This window comes from Salinicola sp. DM10, assembly GCF_017306975.2.
Lineage (GTDB): Bacteria > Pseudomonadota > Gammaproteobacteria > Pseudomonadales > Halomonadaceae > Salinicola.
Map to the genome: position 1 here is coordinate 69,217 of NZ_JAFLEN020000005.1, position 13,779 is coordinate 82,995.

Here is a 13,779-nt window from a genome sequence, read left to right on the forward strand (position 1 = left end):
AGTTTATGGGCATAAATGAGCACCTTGAGCCAATTTTTAACGCGGTATTGCCGAGCGTAGGCAGTTTTCGTCCAAAACCTAAGGAAGGAACGCATGAACGTGCATAAGATGACTGAGCTGGATCTCTCGGGTAAGCGCGTCCTGATCCGCGAGGATCTCAACGTGCCGGTCAAGGACGGCAAGGTCACCAGCGACGCCCGCATCCGCGCCAGCCTGCCGACCATCCGCGCCGCCCTCGACGCCGGCGCCCGCGTGCTGCTGATGAGCCATCTGGGTCGCCCCACCGAAGGCGAGCCGGCCGACGAGTTCAGCCTCGCCCCGGTCGCCCGGCATCTCGGCGAGCTGCTGGGTCAGCCGGTGCGCCTGGAGAAGGACTATCTCGACGGTGAGGTCGAGATCGGCGACGGCGAAGTGGTCATGCTGGAGAACGTGCGCTACAACCCGGGCGAGAAAAAGGACGACGAGGCGCTGTCCAAGGCCTACGCCGCGCTCTGCGACGTCTACGTGATGGATGCCTTCGGCACCGCCCACCGCGCCCAGGCCTCGACCCACGGCGTCGCCCGTTTCGCCCCCCAGGCCTGCGCCGGCCCGCTGCTGGCGAGCGAGCTGGAAGCGCTGGAGCAGGCACTCAGCGCGCCCAAGCGGCCGATGGCGGCGATCGTCGGCGGCTCCAAGGTCTCGACCAAGCTCGAAGTGCTCTACGCCCTGGCCGAGAAGTGCGACCAGCTGATCGTCGGTGGCGGCATCGCCAACACCTTCATCGCCGCGGCCGGCCACAACGTCGGCAAGTCGCTCTACGAAGTCGACCTGATCGACAAGGCCAAGGCGCTGATGGCCAAGGTCGAGATCCCGCTGCCCAGCGACGTGGTGGTGGCCACCGAGTTCTCCGAATCCGCCACCGCCACGGTCAAGCCGGTGGATCAGGTCGGTGACGACGAGATGATCCTGGATATCGGCCCGGAGACCGCCGAGCGTCTGGCGGCGCTGCTTGGCAACGCCGGCACCATCCTCTGGAACGGCCCGGTGGGAGTGTTCGAGATCGACCAGTTCGGCAAGGGCACCGAGACCCTCTCCCACGCCATCGCCGACAGCCCGGCGTTCTCGATTGCCGGCGGCGGTGACACCCTGGCCGCCATCGACAAGTACGGCATCGCCGAGCGCGTCTCCTACATCTCCACCGGCGGCGGCGCCTTCCTCGAGTACGTCGAGGGCAAGACCCTGCCTGCCGTCGCCGCACTCGAAGCCGCCGCGCGCTAAGCGCGAATGGCTAGCCCGGAAACGTTCGCGCCGAACCCTGCGGCCGCCAGACGCACGCGTCTGGCGGCCGCAGGCATTCTATTCGCCGGCGCGCTGTGGGGGCTCTACTGGATTCCCATCCGCCGCCTCGAGGCGCTGGCCCTGGGCGGCGTCTGGGGCTCGCTGATCGTCGCCCTCGTCACCTGCTGCCTGCTCGCGCCCTGGGCCCTGGCCGGGCGCGCCCGGCTGCGCCGCTGTCATCCGCTGGGAATACTCGCGGTGCTGCTCGGCGGGGCGGCGTTCATGTGCTACTCGGTGGGCCTGGTCCAGGGCCAGGTCGCGGTGGTCATCCTGCTGTTCTATCTCACCCCGGTGTGGAGCTCGCTGATCGAGCGGCTGTGGTGGCGCTGGCCGCTCACCGGCCGGCGACTGGCCGTGATCGCGCTGGGGCTGGGTGGCCTGACGCTGGTGCTGGGCGCGGCCGGCTCGCCGCTGCCGCGCACCCTGGGCGACTGGCTGGGGCTGGTCTCCGGCGTGCTGTGGGCGGTCGCCTCCAGCGGCATGCGCGCGCGCAGCACCCTCGGCCCCGGCGAAGGCAGCTTCGTGTTCGCCCTGGGCGCCGTGCTCGGTGCGCTGGCACTGACACCGCTGCTCGGCCCCTGGCCCGGGCTGCCGCCGATGCCGGCGCTGGGTCAGGCCGTGGCCTGGATCGCCGTTTCCGCCACCCTGTGGTGGGCCATATCGCTGGCGATCGTGGTATGGGCGGCCAGCGTGCTGGCACCGGCGCGGCTGGGGATTCTGATGATGAGCGAAGTGCTGGTGGGCGTGCTCTCGGCGGCGCTGTTCGCCGGCGAGCCCCTCAGCGCGCTTCAGCTCGGCGGCGCGCTGCTGGTGATCGCCGCCGCGGTGCTGGAGGTGGCGCCGCTGCCCGGCCACCGTCTTTCGGGCACGGCCCGCTGAAGATGCTTCGATGGTGTAACTGAGAGGGTGTTTACAAATTAGGCGAGCGAAGGCAAGACAAGGCGAAAATGGCCGAAAAAGCGGAGTTTACAAGGGGTAAATGAGCATTTTGAGGTCAATTTCAACGCCGTATTGTCGAGCGCAGACATTTTGTAAACAGCCTCGGACGAGCGCCCACGAAAAAGCCGGCTACATAAGCCGGCTTTTTGCTGTTCGTGGCGGAGAGGGAGGGATTTGAACCCTCGATACCCGCGAAGGTATGCCGCATTTCGAGTGCGGTGCATTCGACCACTCTGCCACCTCTCCTGACGCAAAGGCCAACAACGCTCCAACAGCACACAGAGGGTGCCGCCCGACGTTCCCGGCGTTTCGCGGTGACGAAGCATAACAGAAAACACCCGCACCGTGTGAAGCCCCCGCGGCATTTTTCGGGGCAAAAACCGCCACCTGCGTGACCTACCCCCACTCAGGGGGCGACCTCCGCATCACCCTGCCCGCTCTCGCTCAGCGCACGCTGGACCATGCCCTCGTGCTTCATCCGCGCCAGGAACGCCTCGACGTAGTCGGCGACCTCGGCCTGGGCGCGGGGCAGCGCCATGCACTGCTCGATCGCGGTGAAGCGCCCCGGCAGCACCCGATAGCCGGCGTGGGCCTCGGCGTAGCGGGTCAGCGGCTGGCGCACCCCGGCGGCGGCGTCGAGCCCCTGCTCGACGAACAGCTCGATCGCCGCGGCCGAAGTGGGCGCGCGCACTAGCTCGGCGTGCTGGAGGTTGCGCGAGAGATAGAGGTCGTAGGCCGCGCCCTCGCCCACCGCGATGCGCACTCCGTCACGGTCGAGTTCCTCGACCTCGGCGAACGGCGCCGCCTCGGGCACCAGGTAGGTGCCTTCGATCAGCACATAGGGCGAGGTGAAGTGGATCGTCTCGGCGCGCTTGGGGTCGCGAGCCAGGAACGCCAGCCGCCAGTCGGCGTGTTCGAGATCGGCGACCACGGCCCCGGCGGCGTCATAGGTGACGAACCCCACCGCCACATCCAGCTCCGCCGCCAGCGCCCGGGCCAGCGCCGCGGAGACGCCGCCCGGCTCGCCATCCTCACGGCGCTGGGCCAGCACCGGATTGCCGTAGTTGATCGCCACCTTGAGCCGCCCTTCCGGCGCCAGCATGGCCCGCACCCGACACTTCGATGTCTGCATGATCACTCCCGGTGGCCGAGGCTCGGCGCGCTGTGGAAGATGGGCAGACAATAGCCCCCTCGCGGCATCAAGTCATCTTCGACATGAGTTCCACGAAAAAGCCCCGCCGAAGCGGGGCCAGAGGATCAGCGCAGTGGCGGCGCGCCGGCAAGTGCACCTCAAGCGGACCGGGCGGGCATGAACTTGGCCTTGAGCCTGCCCGCGAACAGCGGGATGAACGCCACCGCAGCAGCGGCGATCCATAGCCCGATCGAGAGCCCGGACTGCCACAGAATGGCGAGGTCGCCACCGCTGATCGACAGCGCCCGGCGCAGGTTCTCCTCCATCAGCCCGCCGAGCACGAAGCCCAGCACCACTGGCGCCAACGAGAAGCCGAACTTGCGCAGCAGATAGCCGAACACGCCGATGGCCAGCATCAGATAGATCGCCATCAGATCGGAGTGCAGCTGATAGACGCCGACGAAGGCGAGAATCGCCACGCTGGGCACCAGCAGCCAGCGCGGTACCTGCAGCACGCGGGCGAAGACCCCGGCCAGCGGCAGGTTGAGCAGCAGCAGCATGACGTTGCCGATGTAGAGCGAGGCGATCAGCCCGCCCACCACCATCGGCTGTTCGCGGAACATCATCGGCCCCGGGTTGATGTTGTAGAGCATCAGCGCGCCGAGCAGGATCGCGGTGGTACCGGAACCGGGGATGCCGAGGGTCAGCATGGGCACGAAAGAGCCCGCGGCAGAGGCGTTGTTGGCCGCTTCCGGCGCCGCCAGGCCACGCATGTTGCCGGTGCCGAAGCTGTTGTCGTGGTCACTGATGCGCTTCTCGGTGGTGTAGGCCACGGCGCTGGCGACGGAGGCGCCGGTGCCCGGCAGCACGCCGATGACGAAGCCGATCACGCTGGAACGCAGGATCGCCCACTTGCAGTAGAGCACCTCACTCATCTTGACCATGACACGGCCGATCGGCGCCATCTTGCCATCCTGGTCGTGACGGAAGGCGTGTTCGAGCATCAGCAGGATCTCGCTGACCGCGAACAGCCCAATGATCATGACCACGAAATCGATGCCGTCGTAGAGCTCGGGCATATCGAAGGTGAAACGCAGCACGCCGGTGCCGGAGTCGACCCCGACGGTGGAGATCAGCACGCCGAGCACGGCGCCGATCAGCGTCTTGAGCGGGTCCTTGCCCATCATCGCCGACATCGAGGCGAAGGCGAAGATCATCAGCGCGAAGAACTCGGCCGGGCCGAACTTGACCGCGACGATCGCCAGCAGCGGCGCGAACAGGGTCAGCCCCAGGATCGCTACCGTGGCGCCGATGAACGAGCTTACCGCGGAGAGCCCCAGCGCCGGGCCAGCGAGCCCCTTCTTGGCCAGCGGGTGGCCATCCAGCGTGGTCATCACCGCGCCGGCGTCGCCGGGCACGTTGAGCAGGATGCTCGACATGCGCCCGCCGTATTCGGAGCCGGTGTAGATACCCGCGAGCAGAATCAGCGACGACTCCGCCGGCAGGCCGAGGGTGTAGGCCAGCGGCATCAGGATGGCGATGCCGTTGATCGGGCCGATGCCCGGCAGCGCGCCGAACAGCGTGCCCAGCAGCGCGCCGAGGAAGGCGAGCCCGAGATTGAGCGGCGTCAGCGCGACGCCGAAGCCCTGGATCAGGAAATCGAACATCAGTTGGCTCCCAGCAGCGGTTCGATCCAGCTACCGGTGGGTAGCGAGATGCCCAACGCGTAGGTGAACAGCAGATAGCTGCCGAGGGCGAGTAGCACCCCGCCGACCAGGGCCTTGAGCGGCGAGGCGCCGAACAGCCAGGCGATCGCCACGCTGATCAACGCGGTGATCAGCAGGTAGCCGGCCTGGATGAACAGCGCGGCGTACACCACCAGCAGCCCCATTACCACCAGCAGGCGCAGCAGCAGCGCGCCGCTGGGCCATTCGCCACTGGGCCCCGGGCGCACGAACAGCACCACCGCGAGCAGCGCCAGCAGCCCCGCCAGCAGCAGCGGGAAGGCCTTCGGCCCCACCGGGTCATAGCTGAACGGCACCTCGAGATGCCAGGCCTGAACGGCGATGAACGCCGCCAGACCGAGCAACAGCAAACTCAGGATTCGGTCGGCGGCGTATCTCATCGGGTCAGACCCACTTCCTTGGCCAGGTCCGAGAAGCTGGCGACCTGCTGCTTGACGTACTGGTCGAAGTCATCGCCGAACTTGCTCATCGGGAACAGCCCACGACCTTCACGCAGCTTGGCGAAGCTCTCGGTCTGGCTCAGCTCGCGCAGACGCTCGACCCACGCCTGATAGGCTTCGTCGCTGACCTTCGGGCCCATGTAGTAGCCGCGCCAGATCGGCCACTCGACGTCGTAGCCCTGCTCCTTGGCGGTGGGGATATCGGCGTAGGGGCCGGCCTGGCGCTCTTCGGCGAGTGCCGCGAGGATGCGCACTTCACCGCTGTCGAGCTGCGGCTTGAGTTCGGCCAGATCGCCGGTGAACACCTGGATGTGCTCGCCCAGCAGTGCCGCCAGCGCCTCGCCGCCGCCCTCGAAGGAGACGTAGCGCAGCTTGCGCGGATCGATGTTGGCGGATTTCGCCATCAGCGCCGCCTTCATCCAGTCCTGGCTGCCGACCGTGCCGCCGGCGCCGATCACCACGCTGGAGGGATTCTTCTTCAGCGCCTGCATCAGCTCGTCGAGGTTCTGCCACGGGGCGTCGTTACGTACCACCACCGCACCGTAGTCGACCCCCAGCGCGCCCAGCCAGCGCACGTCGTCGACCGACTGCTTGGCACCGAACTTCTTCAGCGCCAGATTGAGCGCAGCACCGGTACTCGCGGCGACGATCAGGTTGGGGTCGTCGTTGCGCACGCCGGTGACGTGGTTATAGGCGACCGCGCCGATACCGCCAGGCATGTAGGTGACCAGCATCGGCTCGTCGATCAGCTTGGCTTCCTGCAGGCCGTTGGCGGCCAGGCGGCAGGTGAGATCGTAGCCACCGCCGGGCTTGGCCGGGGCGATACACTCGGGGGGCTTGGCCTGGGCCTGAACGGCACCGGCCAGCAGCGCGCCACCGGCCACGGCGGCGGCCAGCCAACGACGAAGGGAGGATGATTTCGGCATGCTCAGCGTCTCCTGGATTGTTATGCTCGCTATCCGCTCGGACTCTGATCGGGATCGGCCCGCAAGCGAGGGTTCATACAGCACCTGGGCGATGCTAGGCCGCCAACCTTTCATCAACCTGTCATCTAGACCTTTGGTCTAATTAAGACATTAGTCTTATACGGACTGATCGCACCGCCGAGTCGGCGCGCTCCGAGTGCGAACGGTCGGCCTCATGCGGTCGGTCTCATCCTGGCCATCTCACCCTGACGACACACTGGCGCGGAGAGCCGTCATGCATCTGCTGGTCATCGAAGACGATCCTCTGCTGTCGCGCTCGCTGGGCGAGGCGATGGCTCGTGCCGGCTATCGCATCGACGCGCTGAGCCGGGTCGATGACGCCTGGCAGGCGCTGCGCCAGCGCCGTTTCGATCTGATTCTGCTCGACCTGGGCCTGCCCGACGCCAGCGGGCTCGAGCTGCTGGCGCGCCTGCGCGACGCCGGCGACGCCACCCCGGTGATGATCCTCACCGCGCGTGACGGGCTCGAGGATCGCGTGCGCGGGCTCGACCTGGGCGCCGACGACTACCTGGCCAAACCGTTCTCGATCAGCGAGCTGGAAGCGCGGGTGCGTGCCCTGCTGCGACGCAGCCAGCAGCGTCTCGATGACCGCCTGCACTTCGCCGGCCTGACCCTGGACACCCACGCCGCCAGCGTTTGGCTGGCGGGCGAGCCGCTGGATCTGCCGCGGCGCGAGTTCCGCCTGCTCGAAGCGCTGATGCTCAACGCCGGGCGCATCGTGCCCCGGGAGACGCTGGAGGATCGCCTGTTCGGCTTCGAAGCGGTGGGCGCCAACGCCCTCGAGGTCTACGTCAGCCGGCTGCGCAAGCGGCTCCAGGACGCCCCGCTGGCGATCCGCACCCTGCGCGGGCTGGGCTATCGCCTGGAGGAGCGCCGCGAGTGAACGCCCGCCCGGTGTCGCTCAAGCGCCGTCTGGCGCTGTGGCTGACCGCGATCGTCGCCGGGCTCGGCACGCTGCTGCTGATCGAGGCCTACACCAGCGCCCACAAGGCCGCCGACCGCGCCCTCGACGGCCAGCTCGCCGCCGCCAGCCTGACCATGGCCGAATCGCTGCAGTGGCCCGACGGCCAGCCCACCCTGGAGATGCCCGCCTCGGCGCTGCAGATTCTCGCCACCCAGTGGCAGGAGCGGGTGTTCTACTGGCTCCAGGCCGATAACGGCCGTCTCATCACGCGCAACGCCGAACTGCCGATCAGCGCCGCCATGCGCGACGCCGCCAGCCACCACCCGGTGTTCTACGACGCCGACCTGGACGGCGTACCGATCCGCCTCCATGGCCGTGAGATCGACTCCGCCGGCTGGGACACCCAGGAGCCGGTACAGCTGTGGGTCGGCCACACCCGGCACGGGCGCGACCTGCTCGCCGGCGAGCTGTTCGAGAAGAGCGCCTCGCGATTCGCCGCCATGGTACTGATCACCGCAGCGCTGCTGATGATCGCCGTGCGCGCCCTGCTGGCACCGCTGGAGCGCCTGCGCCGGGCGCTGCGCGACCGCCACCCGGACGACGTCGAGCCGCTCGACCTCGAGGTGCCGCGGGAAATGCGCGAGTGGGTGGACACCCTGAACCGCCTGCTCGCCGACCAGCGCGACCGCCGCGCCGCCCTGCTGCGCTTCATCGCCGACGCCTCGCACCAGTTGAAGACCCCGCTGGCGGGACTGCAGAGCACCTCGGAGCTGGCCCTGGCCAGCCCCGATCCGGAAGCCTGGCGGCGCGCCCTGAACGAGGTCCACGACAGCGCCAGCCGCACCAGCCGGCTGGCCGGCCAGATGCTCAGCCTGACCCGGCTGCGTCATCTGGGCCCCGACCAGGAGCGCCAGCCGCTGGCGCTGGACACACTGCTGCGCGCGGTGGTGATGGAGTGGGCCGACCGCCAGGAGAGCCGCGATCACGATCTCGGCCTGGCGCTCGAATGCGCGCTGCCTGCCTGGGTCGCCGGCGAATCCTGGGCGCTGCACGAGCTGCTCAACAATCTGATCGACAACGCCTGCCGCTATACTCCGCACGGCAGCCAGATCACGGTGGCGCTGCGCGACCTGAGCCCGGACCGGCTGGAGCTGTCGATCGAGGATGACGGCCCCGGGGTGGAGGCGGCGGCGCGCGAGCGCCTGACGCGCCCCTTCGAGCGTGGCCAGCGTCAGGATACCGAGGGCTCGGGGCTGGGTCTGGCGATCGTCGACTCCATCGCCCGGCGTCACGGCAGCCCGCTGGAGCTGAGTGCGGTGAACCCGCATGGTCTGCGCCTGTCGCTGACGCTGGTGCGCCTGGCCCCGCCCGAAGCGGATTCCGATAGGCACACCCCAGATTCTGGAGAACGCGCATGAGCCGCCGATATCGCAAGCTCGCGGCCACACTTGCGCGAGTCTGTCTCTGCCTGGGAATGGGATTCGGGATGGGCCTGGGCGCCTCCACCGCCGTGGCCGAGCCGCTGATCGTCGAAGCCGCCCTGGATCGCCCGGTGTTCCAGCCGGTGCTCGACGCCTTCAGCGCCGAGTATCCGCAGATCACGCTGGACTACCGCGATAGCTCTTCGCTCAAGGTCGACCGCCGGGCACGCGACACCGAGGACCCGCCGGACGTGGTGATCAGCTCGGCGATGCCATGGCAACTGGCGCTGAGCAACGAAGGCCGGGCGCAGGCGCTCGACAGCGTCGAGGCGCGGCGCTGGCCGGCCTGGGCAAAATGGCGCAACGAGGTGTTCGGCTTCACTTTCGAGCCGGTGGTGATGGCCTATCGCCTGGAGCTGGCCTCGCACATGCCGCCACCGACCACTCACCGCGATCTGCTCGACCTGCTGACCGACTACCGCGACTGGCTGCGCGGGCGCGTGGTCACCTACTCACCGCGGGACAGCGGCGTCGGCTATACCCTGCTGCAACAGGATGCGCGCTATACGCCGCGTATCTGGGATCTGGTCGCGGCGATGGGCGCCGCCGACGTCGACCTGGCCCAGGATACCCAGGCGATGCTCGAGGGCCTGAGCGACGGCCGCTACTGGCTCGGCTACAACCTGCTCGGTTCCTACGCCATGGTCTGGGCGCAGAGCCACCCCGACATCATCGTGCAGGTGCCCAACGACTACTCGCTGGTGCTGATGCGCATGGCCTTCGTCCACCGCGACTCACCGCATCCGGAAGCCGCGCGGCGCTTCGTCGACTTCCTGCTCAGCCGGCGCGGCCAGCGCATCCTCGCCGGGCGCACACCGCTGTTCAGCGTCCGCGACGACGTCATCGGCCCCTACACCGCCCAGCGCCTGCGCGACCAGGTCGGCGACCACCTCTATCCGATTCCGATCAACGCCACCCTGCTCGCCTTCGTCGATCCGCTGCGGCGCCAGGCCTTTCTGCGCCGCTGGGACCGCGAGCTCAATATCTTGAGCGAATGAACCGCGCCCTAGGCACTGTCTGAAAAGTCGACAAGCTCAGGCGCGCGGCGGCGCGTCATCGTCGATCCGACACTGGCCGCTGTCACAGGGCGCGCAGCGCTGGCGCCCGGTCAGCCAGCCGGAAAGCAGGTAGCGGCGCGGTGCGAACCAGCGATAGACGCGATCCGCCAGCGGCTTGACCAGCGGCCAGCGCAGCGGCGCGGTGAGCCAGCCACGCCCCACCAGCGACCAGGCGCGATGGGTGACATCGAGCCCGCGCAGGCGCTCCCCACGGTAGTACCCGAGCAGGATCGCGCTCGCGTCCGCCGGGTCGACGTCGGGCCAGCGCTGGCTGAAATCGGCGGCGTGGATATCCTCGAAGCGAATGCGCCGGTGGCGGTCCAGCCGCCGCAGATGGGTGATCTCGTGGACACACAGGGGGCAGGCGCCATCATAGAACAGCGTCAGCTCGGCCATGGGGCTCTCCTTGTCGAAACGTTCTCGCTGCCGATCAGCGTAGCGGAAGCCGCGCGGCCTGACTCGCCTCCCACCGTCGCGACCCTCCACCAAGGTCGCATGCGTTCGCCCGACGCGAAGTCTCGCTTTGCCGAACGTCAATAGCCAGGGCGCGAGCGCGCTGGCTATAGTCCACGATCGACTTAGTCCACGGTCGAATTCGTCGTGCGCCGACGCACGCGCGCCATCGGGGGAACACATGAAAAAACGAATTACCGAACCGGTCAAAAAGCCCGCCGTCTGGATCGGCTTCGGCGTGCTCTTCACCCTGGTCACGCCCTGGTACTTCCCGGCCGGGTCCTGGTCGCCGCTGTTCTGGGGCATTCCCTACTGGGCGTTGATCATCATCGCAGTGTCGCTGGCGCTGTCGCTGTTCATCACCTGGGTCGTGCTCTATCAGTGGGATACCGGGGCCGACGAGACGGAGGATGAGCGATGAGCATGGATCTCGCGTTCGGCGGCTGGTCGGGGATTCTGGTCCTGGGGCTCTACGGCGGCCTGATGCTGGCGGTGGGGCTGTTCGCCTTTCTGCGCCACCGCGGCGTGCGCGAAAGCCTCGACGAGTACTACCTGGGCGGGCGCGGCCTCGGCGCCATGGTGCTGTTCTTCACCTTCTTCGCCACCCAGTACAGCGGCAACACCGTGGTCGGCTATCCGCCGACCGCCTACCGCCTGGGCTATCAATACCTGGTGTCGGTACCATTCTTCATCATGATCATCATGGTATATCTGTTCTTCGCCCCCCGGCTCTACTCGCTGGGCCGGCGCTTCAGTCTGCTCACGCCGGTGGACTGGATCGACCTGCGCTTCCGCTCCAAACGGGTCAGCGTGCTCGCCGCCATCCTTATGCTCTACGGTCTCGGCAACTATCTGCTGGAGCAGTTCGTGGCCATCGGCCAGGGGGTGTCGGGGCTCACCGGCGGCACCATTCCGTATCAGATCGGGGTGATCTTCTTCATCGTGATCATGGTCGCCTACAGCTGGCTCGGCGGCATGCGCTCGGTGGCCTATACCGACACCATCCAGGGGCTGGCGCTGCTGTTCGGGGTGTTCACGCTGCTGATCGGCTCGCTGATCTACATCGGCGGGCTGCCCAGCGCCGCCGAGACCATGGCCGCCAACGCGCCCCAGAAGCTGGGGGCACCCACGGGCAAGGCGTTGACCACCTGGTTCTGTCTTCTGGTGCTGGTGGGGATCGGCGCGGCGATCTATCCGCACGCCTTCCAGCGCATCTTCTCCGCGCGCAGCGAGCGCACCCTCAAGCGCTCGTTCATCCGCATGGCCTATATGCCGTTTCTGACCGCGGGCGTGGTGTTCATGGTCGGGATCATCGGCATCAGCGCCTTTCCCGATCTCACCACGGCGCAGTCGGAGCAGCTGGTGGGCATGCTCGCCAACGCCCTGGCCAACCAGAACACCTTCTTCTACTGGGCCATGGTGCTGCTGTTCGGCGGGGTGATCGCGGCGATCGTCTCCACCGCGGACTCGGTGCTGTTGACCTTCTCCTCGATCGTCTCACACGACCTCTACGGCCGCTATATCGCCCCCGACGCCAGCGAGTACCGCAAGATCCTGGTGGGCAAGCTGGTAGGGGTCGCCGCGGTGGTGGTACTGGTGCTGATCGCCTGGTACCCGCCGGGCACGCTCTATCAGATCTTCGTGCTCAAGTTCGAAGTGCTGATCCAAACCGCGCCGGCGCTGATTCTGGGCCTCTACTGGCGGCGTCTGAACGCCCAGGCGGTATTCGTGGGCATGCTCGCCGGCACCGTGCTGGCCGCCGCCTTCACCTTCGCCGGCTACCGCCCGCTGGGCGTGTTCAGCGGCCTCTGGGGGCTGTTGCTCAACCTGGTACTTTGCGTCGGCGGTTCGCTGCTGGTTGGCGCTTCCCCGGCCCAGCGCGAGCGCGCCGACGAGATCATCGCCTTCCCACCGCGGACTTCAGCAGTCCGCACGGGCTGAGCGCCAGGCGCGCTCCCTTCCGAGCGCCGCAACCGCTGCACACGCCTTCGCCAGTGGCGAAGGCGTGTGCATTTCTGCGCTATCTCATTCCAGCGACTCATAAGGCAGGCCGACGTAGTTCTCGGCGATCGTGGTCAGACCGGCCCGGGAGCCGAGGCTGTAGTCGAACTCGGCCTGGCGCACGCGCTCGTCGAAGTCGAGCGTCTGGCCGAAGTCGTGCAGATGGCGCGTCATCCACCAGGAGAAGCGTTCGGCCTTCCACACCCGGCGCAGGCAGGTGGGCGAGTAGCGTGGGATCAGATCGGTGCGCCCCTGGTGATAGATGGCGGCGAATAGTCGATGCAACACACCCACGTCGCCGGCGGCCAGATTGAGCCCCTTGGCACCCGTGGGCGGAACGATGTGTGCGGCATCGCCTGCCAGGAGCAGCCGCCCGTGCTGCATCGGCTCGGCGACGAAGCTGTGCAGTGGTGCGATGCTCTTCTCCAGCGACGGCCCGGTGACCAGATTCGCGGCCACCTCCCGCGGTATCCGGCGCGACAGCTCGTCCCAGAAGCGGTCGTCCGACCACGCCTCGACCCGCTCGCCGGCGGGCACCTGCAGGTAGTAGCGGCTGCGCTCGGCGGAGCGCATGCTGCACAGCGCAAAGCCGCGCTGGTGACGCGAATAGATCAGTTCGTGATGCACCGGCGGGGTATCGGCGAGCAGCCCCAGCCAGCCGAACGGATAGTCGCGCTCGAAGGTAGTGAGCGTGGTCGTGGGGATGGATTGACGCGAAACGCCGTGGAAACCGTCACAGCCGGCGATATAGTCGCAGTCGAGGCGCATCGACTCGCCGTTGTAACGGCATTCGAGATAGGGCGACTCGCTCTCGATGGCGTGCAGCGATACCTCTTCGGCTTGGTAGAGCGTGGTCAGTCCGGCCTCGCGTCGAGCCGCCATCAGATCGCGGGTGACCTCGGTCTGGCCGTAGACGGTGACCCGCTTGCCGCCGGTCAGCGCGGCCAGATCGACGCGTACCCGACGCTCGCCCAGGGCCATCTCGAAACCGTCGTGGGGAATGCCCTCGACGTCCACCCGCGCTCCGACCCCAGCCTCGTGCAGTAGATCGACCATCCCCTGTTCGAGCACCCCGGCGCGGATGCGCCCCAGAACGTAATCCGCCGAACGTCGCTCGACGATGACGTTATCGATGCCGTGGCGATGCAGCAGCTGCCCCAGCAGCAGGCCGGCGGGGCCGGCGCCGACGATCGCGACTTGCGTGCGCATGATGCCTCTCCTCCAATGGCGGGCCAGAGCCCGAAATGGCACTTTTCACCACCATTGTTCGCCATCGATTACCACTGGATAAGGCAAGATTCCTAGCCAAAATGATCATTTCCA

13 protein-coding genes and 1 tRNA gene are annotated in these 13,779 nt (G+C 67.6%); 7 read left to right on the top strand and 7 right to left on the bottom strand.

Annotated elements, in window-relative coordinates; translation table 11 throughout:
* Positions 1-93: 93 nt before the first annotated feature.
* Together J0A90_RS15665 and J0A90_RS15670 are read left to right on the top strand one after the other, a co-directional pair.
* Positions 94-1,257: a phosphoglycerate kinase gene (locus tag J0A90_RS15665; protein ID WP_207034162.1), complete on the top strand. Its 1,164-nt coding sequence runs from the start codon at positions 94-96 to the stop codon at positions 1,255-1,257.
* Between the two features lie 6 nt (positions 1,258-1,263).
* The gene (locus J0A90_RS15670) at positions 1,264-2,196 is read left to right on the top strand and encodes a DMT family transporter (RefSeq protein ID WP_233076850.1); all 933 of its coding nucleotides are present in this window, start codon (positions 1,264-1,266) and stop codon (positions 2,194-2,196) included.
* Positions 2,197-2,412: 216 nt separating this feature from the next.
* On the opposite strand, the gene J0A90_RS15675 is transcribed toward J0A90_RS15670, so the two are convergent.
* From J0A90_RS15675 to J0A90_RS15695, 5 genes are all read right to left on the bottom strand, one after another.
* Positions 2,413-2,502, bottom strand: a tRNA-Ser gene (locus J0A90_RS15675).
* A 160-nt stretch (positions 2,503-2,662) separates the two neighbouring features.
* On the bottom strand, positions 2,663-3,388 hold the full coding sequence (locus tag J0A90_RS15680) for a transporter substrate-binding domain-containing protein (protein WP_207034167.1): 726 nt from the start codon (positions 3,386-3,388) through the stop codon (positions 2,663-2,665).
* Between the two features lie 158 nt (positions 3,389-3,546).
* A complete protein-coding gene (locus tag J0A90_RS15685) occupies positions 3,547-5,055 on the bottom strand; it encodes a tripartite tricarboxylate transporter permease (RefSeq protein WP_207034170.1) in 1,509 nt (502 codons plus the stop codon).
* Positions 5,055-5,513, bottom strand: coding sequence for a tripartite tricarboxylate transporter TctB family protein (locus J0A90_RS15690; protein WP_207034172.1), 459 nt, complete (start codon positions 5,511-5,513; stop codon positions 5,055-5,057). The genes J0A90_RS15685 and J0A90_RS15690 overlap by 1 nt, the downstream gene beginning before the upstream one ends.
* Positions 5,510-6,499, bottom strand: coding sequence for a tripartite tricarboxylate transporter substrate binding protein (locus J0A90_RS15695; RefSeq protein WP_207034175.1), 990 nt, complete (start codon positions 6,497-6,499; stop codon positions 5,510-5,512). The genes J0A90_RS15690 and J0A90_RS15695 overlap by 4 nt, the downstream gene beginning before the upstream one ends.
* Positions 6,500-6,773: 274 nt before the next feature.
* Here J0A90_RS15695 and J0A90_RS15700 point away from each other — a divergent pair, with 274 nt between their 5' ends.
* Genes J0A90_RS15700 through J0A90_RS15710 form a run of 3 tightly spaced genes read left to right on the top strand, consistent with a single transcriptional unit; the run spans position 6,774 to position 9,942 of the window.
* Positions 6,774-7,442, top strand: a complete 669-nt coding sequence (locus tag J0A90_RS15700; RefSeq protein ID WP_207034178.1) for a response regulator transcription factor — start codon at positions 6,774-6,776, stop codon at positions 7,440-7,442.
* Positions 7,439-8,881: a sensor histidine kinase gene (locus tag J0A90_RS15705; RefSeq protein ID WP_207034181.1), complete on the top strand. Its 1,443-nt coding sequence runs from the start codon at positions 7,439-7,441 to the stop codon at positions 8,879-8,881. Before J0A90_RS15700 ends, J0A90_RS15705 begins: the two co-directional genes overlap by 4 nt.
* Positions 8,878-9,942 (top strand): ABC transporter substrate-binding protein, encoded by a 1,065-nt coding sequence (locus tag J0A90_RS15710; protein ID WP_233076852.1) that lies wholly within the window; start codon positions 8,878-8,880, stop codon positions 9,940-9,942. The genes J0A90_RS15705 and J0A90_RS15710 overlap by 4 nt, the downstream gene beginning before the upstream one ends.
* A gap of 36 nt (positions 9,943-9,978) precedes the next feature.
* On the opposite strand, the gene J0A90_RS15715 is transcribed toward J0A90_RS15710, so the two are convergent.
* Positions 9,979-10,398, bottom strand: a complete 420-nt coding sequence (locus tag J0A90_RS15715) for a thiol-disulfide oxidoreductase DCC family protein (protein ID WP_207034184.1) — start codon at positions 10,396-10,398, stop codon at positions 9,979-9,981.
* Between the two features lie 238 nt (positions 10,399-10,636).
* Between J0A90_RS15715 and J0A90_RS15720 the strand changes: the two genes are divergently transcribed.
* Positions 10,637-10,876, top strand: a complete 240-nt coding sequence (locus tag J0A90_RS15720) for a hypothetical protein (protein ID WP_035472128.1) — start codon at positions 10,637-10,639, stop codon at positions 10,874-10,876.
* Positions 10,873-12,396 (top strand): sodium:solute symporter, encoded by a 1,524-nt coding sequence (locus J0A90_RS15725; RefSeq protein ID WP_207034189.1) that lies wholly within the window; start codon positions 10,873-10,875, stop codon positions 12,394-12,396. Before J0A90_RS15720 ends, J0A90_RS15725 begins: the two co-directional genes overlap by 4 nt.
* Before the next feature lie 84 nt (positions 12,397-12,480).
* On the opposite strand, the gene pobA is transcribed toward J0A90_RS15725, so the two are convergent.
* Complete coding sequence (gene pobA / locus J0A90_RS15730) at positions 12,481-13,665, bottom strand: 4-hydroxybenzoate 3-monooxygenase (protein ID WP_207034192.1); 1,185 nt, start codon at positions 13,663-13,665, stop codon at positions 12,481-12,483.
* Positions 13,666-13,779: the final 114 nt, after the last annotated feature.

Bases quoted from the DNA above. Each gene is read 5' to 3' on its own strand.
- J0A90_RS15665 (WP_207034162.1), top strand. From the start codon at position 94: ATGAACGTGCATAAGATGACTGAGCTGGATCTCTCGGGTAAGCGCGTC.
- J0A90_RS15670 (WP_233076850.1), top strand. From the start codon at position 1,264: ATGGCTAGCCCGGAAACGTTCGCGCCGAACCCTGCGGCCGCCAGACGC.
- J0A90_RS15680 (WP_207034167.1), bottom strand. From the start codon at position 3,388: ATGCAGACATCGAAGTGTCGGGTGCGGGCCATGCTGGCGCCGGAAGGG.
- J0A90_RS15685 (WP_207034170.1), bottom strand. From the start codon at position 5,055: ATGTTCGATTTCCTGATCCAGGGCTTCGGCGTCGCGCTGACGCCGCTC.
- J0A90_RS15690 (WP_207034172.1), bottom strand. From the start codon at position 5,513: ATGAGATACGCCGCCGACCGAATCCTGAGTTTGCTGTTGCTCGGTCTG.
- J0A90_RS15695 (WP_207034175.1), bottom strand. From the start codon at position 6,499: ATGCCGAAATCATCCTCCCTTCGTCGTTGGCTGGCCGCCGCCGTGGCC.
- J0A90_RS15700 (WP_207034178.1), top strand. From the start codon at position 6,774: ATGCATCTGCTGGTCATCGAAGACGATCCTCTGCTGTCGCGCTCGCTG.
- J0A90_RS15710 (WP_233076852.1), top strand. From the start codon at position 8,878: ATGAGCCGCCGATATCGCAAGCTCGCGGCCACACTTGCGCGAGTCTGT.
- J0A90_RS15715 (WP_207034184.1), bottom strand. From the start codon at position 10,398: ATGGCCGAGCTGACGCTGTTCTATGATGGCGCCTGCCCCCTGTGTGTC.
- J0A90_RS15720 (WP_035472128.1), top strand. From the start codon at position 10,637: ATGAAAAAACGAATTACCGAACCGGTCAAAAAGCCCGCCGTCTGGATC.
- J0A90_RS15725 (WP_207034189.1), top strand. From the start codon at position 10,873: ATGAGCATGGATCTCGCGTTCGGCGGCTGGTCGGGGATTCTGGTCCTG.
- pobA (WP_207034192.1), bottom strand. From the start codon at position 13,665: ATGCGCACGCAAGTCGCGATCGTCGGCGCCGGCCCCGCCGGCCTGCTG.